Source organism: Micromonospora sp. 4G55, assembly GCF_016803375.1.
The window spans coordinates 1-3021 of sequence record NZ_JAEVHN010000715.1 but is presented as its reverse complement, the minus strand read 5'-3'; the positions used below and the strand labels follow the sequence as shown (position 1 = coordinate 3021).

The following is a 3021-nucleotide window of genomic DNA, read 5'->3' as shown; positions in this document are numbered from 1 at the left end:
CTCACGGCCTTCGGTCCTTCCCGTTGCGCGGTGGCCGGGAGTAGCGTCGCCAGGCGATGACCAATGTCTGGCACCTCACCGTGCGCCTGTACGTCGATCGACCCGACCGTGACGAAGCGGTCACCGGACGGCAAACGCGCCCTGTAAGGAGCCTCACGGCCTTCGGTCCTTCCCGTTGCGCGGTGGCCGGGAGTAGCGTCGCCAGGCGATGACCAATGTCTGGCACCTCACCGTGCGCCTGTACGTCGATCTCCGACTGCAGGCCAGCGGCGTCTGTCCGGCGCGGCCCGCTCTCTGACGCCGCCCGTACCGACCTCCGACAGACCTTGGACGCATCCTCATGGCTTCCGCCCTGCGCAAGATTCCCTTTTCCGCACAGATCCTGCTCGGCCTCGTCCTCGGCGTGGCGCTGGGCTTCCTCGCCCGCGCCAATGACCTGAGCTGGCTGGCCAGCACCCTCGACACCGTCGGCGGCCTCTTCGTCCAGCTGCTCAAGCTGGCCGTCCCGCCGCTGGTCTTCACCGCCATCGTGGTCAGCGTGGTCAGCCTGCGCGGCGTGGCCAACGCCGCCCGGCTGGCCCTCAAGACGCTGCTCTGGTTCGGCGCCACCGCGCTGATCGCGGTCGGTATCGGCATCGGCCTCGGCCTGCTGACCGACCCGGGTCGCGGCGTCTCGCTCGACATCGGCGCGGCGAGCGCCCCGAAGAAGACCGGCTCCTGGACCGACTTCCTCACCGGCATCGTGCCGACCAACCCGGTCGGCGCGTTCGTCGAGGGCAACGTGCTCCAGATCGTCTTCCTCGCCCTGGTGGTGGGTGCCGCCGCGCTGCTCGTCGGCCAGGCCGCCGAACCGTTCGTGGCGCTCAACCGCTCGCTGCTGGAGATCGTGCAGAAGGCGCTCTGGTGGGTGATCCGGCTCGCCCCGATCGGCACCCTCGGCCTGATCGGCAACGCCGTCGCCTCGTACGGCTGGGACCTGATCGCCCCGCTCGCGAAGTTCACCACCGCCGTCTACGTCGGCTGCGCGATCGTGCTGTTCGTGGTCTACCCGCTGCTGCTGGTGGCGGCCGGCCGGCTCAACCCGCTGCGCTTCTTCGCCGGCGCCTGGCCCGCCATCGAGCTGGCCTTCGTCTCCCGCTCCTCGGTGGGCACCATGCCGGTGACCCAGCGTTCCGTTGAGCGCCTCGGCGTCCCCCGCGAGTACGCCTCGTTCGCGGTGCCGTTCGGCGCCACCACGAAGATGGACGGCTGCGCCGCGATCTACCCGGCCCTGGCGGCGATCTTCGTCGCGCAGGTCTTCGGGGTGGACCTGGGCGTCACCGACTACCTGCTGATCGCCTTCGTCTCGGTGGTCGGCTCGGCGGCCACCGCCGGCCTGACCGGCGCGATCGTGATGCTCACCCTGACCCTGAGCACGCTGGGCCTGCCGCTGGCCGGCGCCGGTCTGCTGCTGGCCATCGACCCGATCCTGGACATGATCCGCACCGCCACCAACGTGGCCGGGCAGGCGCTGGTGCCGACCATCGTCGCCGCGCGGGAGGGCACCCTGGACCGGGCCGCGTACGACTCCGCCGGCCGGCGTGACCTGGTCGACGCCGACGAGCAGCGACCGGCCCGCTCCGACGAGCTGGCGCCGGTTCCCGCCTGAGTCGCCCTTCGGGTGCGTTTCCGGTCGCTCCGGTGACCGGAACGCACCGAACCACGTGGACGGCCGCCGCATCCAGCGGACGTCGGCTCCGCACGCACCACCGGTCGCGCCGGCCTTCCCCGGCGGGTCGTGTCCGTCGCCTCTCCCGGAGGATCACCTCATGAGTGCCCTGTTCACCCCGCTGACCCTGCGCGCGGTCACCCTGCCCAACCGGGTCGCCCTCGCCTCGATGTGCCAGTACAGCGCCGGCCCGGACGGCCTGCCCACCGACTGGCACCGGATCCACCTCGGCTCCCGGGCCGTCGGCGGCGCCGGCCTGATCCTCACCGAGGCCACCGCCGTCGTGCCCGAGGGGCGGATCAGCCCGCAGGACACCGGCCTCTGGTCCGACGCGCACGTCGACGCCTGGCGTCCGATCACCGGGTTCGTCGCCGCCCAGGGCGCGGTGCCGGCGGTGCAGCTCGCGCACGCCGGGTTCAAGGCGTCGACTACCGGCCGTGGGCCGAGCGACGCGGCGGCGTGCCGGGACGCCGAGGGCGGCTGGACCCCGGTCGGCCCCGGCGCCGAGCCGTTCCTCCCCGACTACCGCGAGCCGACGGCGCTCGACGAGGCCGGGATCGCCCCGCGTGGTGTCCGCCTTCGCCACCGCCGCCGGCCGGGCGGTGGACGCCGGCTTCGGCGCGGTGGAGATCCACGCCGCGCACGGCTACCTGCTGCACGAGTTCCTGTCCCCGCTGACCAACCACCGCACCGACGGCTACGGCGGCGACCGGACCGCCCGGATGCGGCTCACCCTGGAGGTGGCTCGCGCGGTGCGCGCCGCCGTCGGCGAGCGGATGCCGGTGCTGACCCGGATCTCGGCCACCGACTGGATCGAGGGCGGCTGGACCGTCGAGGACAGCGTCGTGCTCGCCGGTGAACTCGCCGCCGCCGGGGTCGACCTGGTCGACGCCTCCTCCGGCGGCGCGGCGGCCCGGGCCAGCATCCCGGTCGGGCCCGGCTACCAGGTGCCCCTCGCCGCGCGGATCCGCCGCGAGGCCGGGGTGCTCACCGGCGCGGTCGGCCTGATCGTCGAGCCGGAGCAGGCCGAGCAGATCGTTGCCGGCGGCGAGGCCGACCTGGTGCTGCTCGGCCGGGAACTGCTCCGGGACCCGTACTGGCCGCGCCGCGCCGCCGCCAAGCTCGGCGCCCACCCCGGCTGGCCCGACCAGTACGCCCGCGCCTTCTGATCGTCGAGCCGGAGCAGGCCGAGCAGATCGTTGCCGGCGGCGAGGCGACCTGGTGCTGCTCGGCCGGGAACTGCTCCGGGACCCGTACTGGCCGCGCCGCGCCGCCGCCAAGCTCGGCGCCCACCCCGGCTGGCCCGACCAGTA

General features: G+C 73.7%; 2 protein-coding genes and 1 pseudogene. All 3 read left to right on the top strand.

Annotated features, from left to right (window positions below; translation table 11 throughout):
- The first annotated feature begins 352 nt into the window (after positions 1-352).
- The 3 genes and pseudogenes from JNW89_RS32890 (at position 353) to JNW89_RS37070 (ending at position 2877) form a co-directional block, all read left to right on the top strand.
- The gene (locus JNW89_RS32890) at positions 353-1648 is read left to right on the top strand and encodes a dicarboxylate/amino acid:cation symporter (protein ID WP_238451941.1); all 1296 of its coding nucleotides are present in this window, start codon (positions 353-355) and stop codon (positions 1646-1648) included.
- Between the two features lie 160 nt (positions 1649-1808).
- Positions 1809-2099 (top strand): annotated as a pseudogene (locus JNW89_RS37075) (oxidoreductase); the annotation flags it as partial.
- A 175-nt stretch (positions 2100-2274) separates the two neighbouring features.
- On the top strand, positions 2275-2877 hold the full coding sequence (locus JNW89_RS37070; RefSeq protein ID WP_309140052.1) for a hypothetical protein: 603 nt from the start codon (positions 2275-2277) through the stop codon (positions 2875-2877).
- Positions 2878-3021 lie beyond the last annotated feature (144 nt).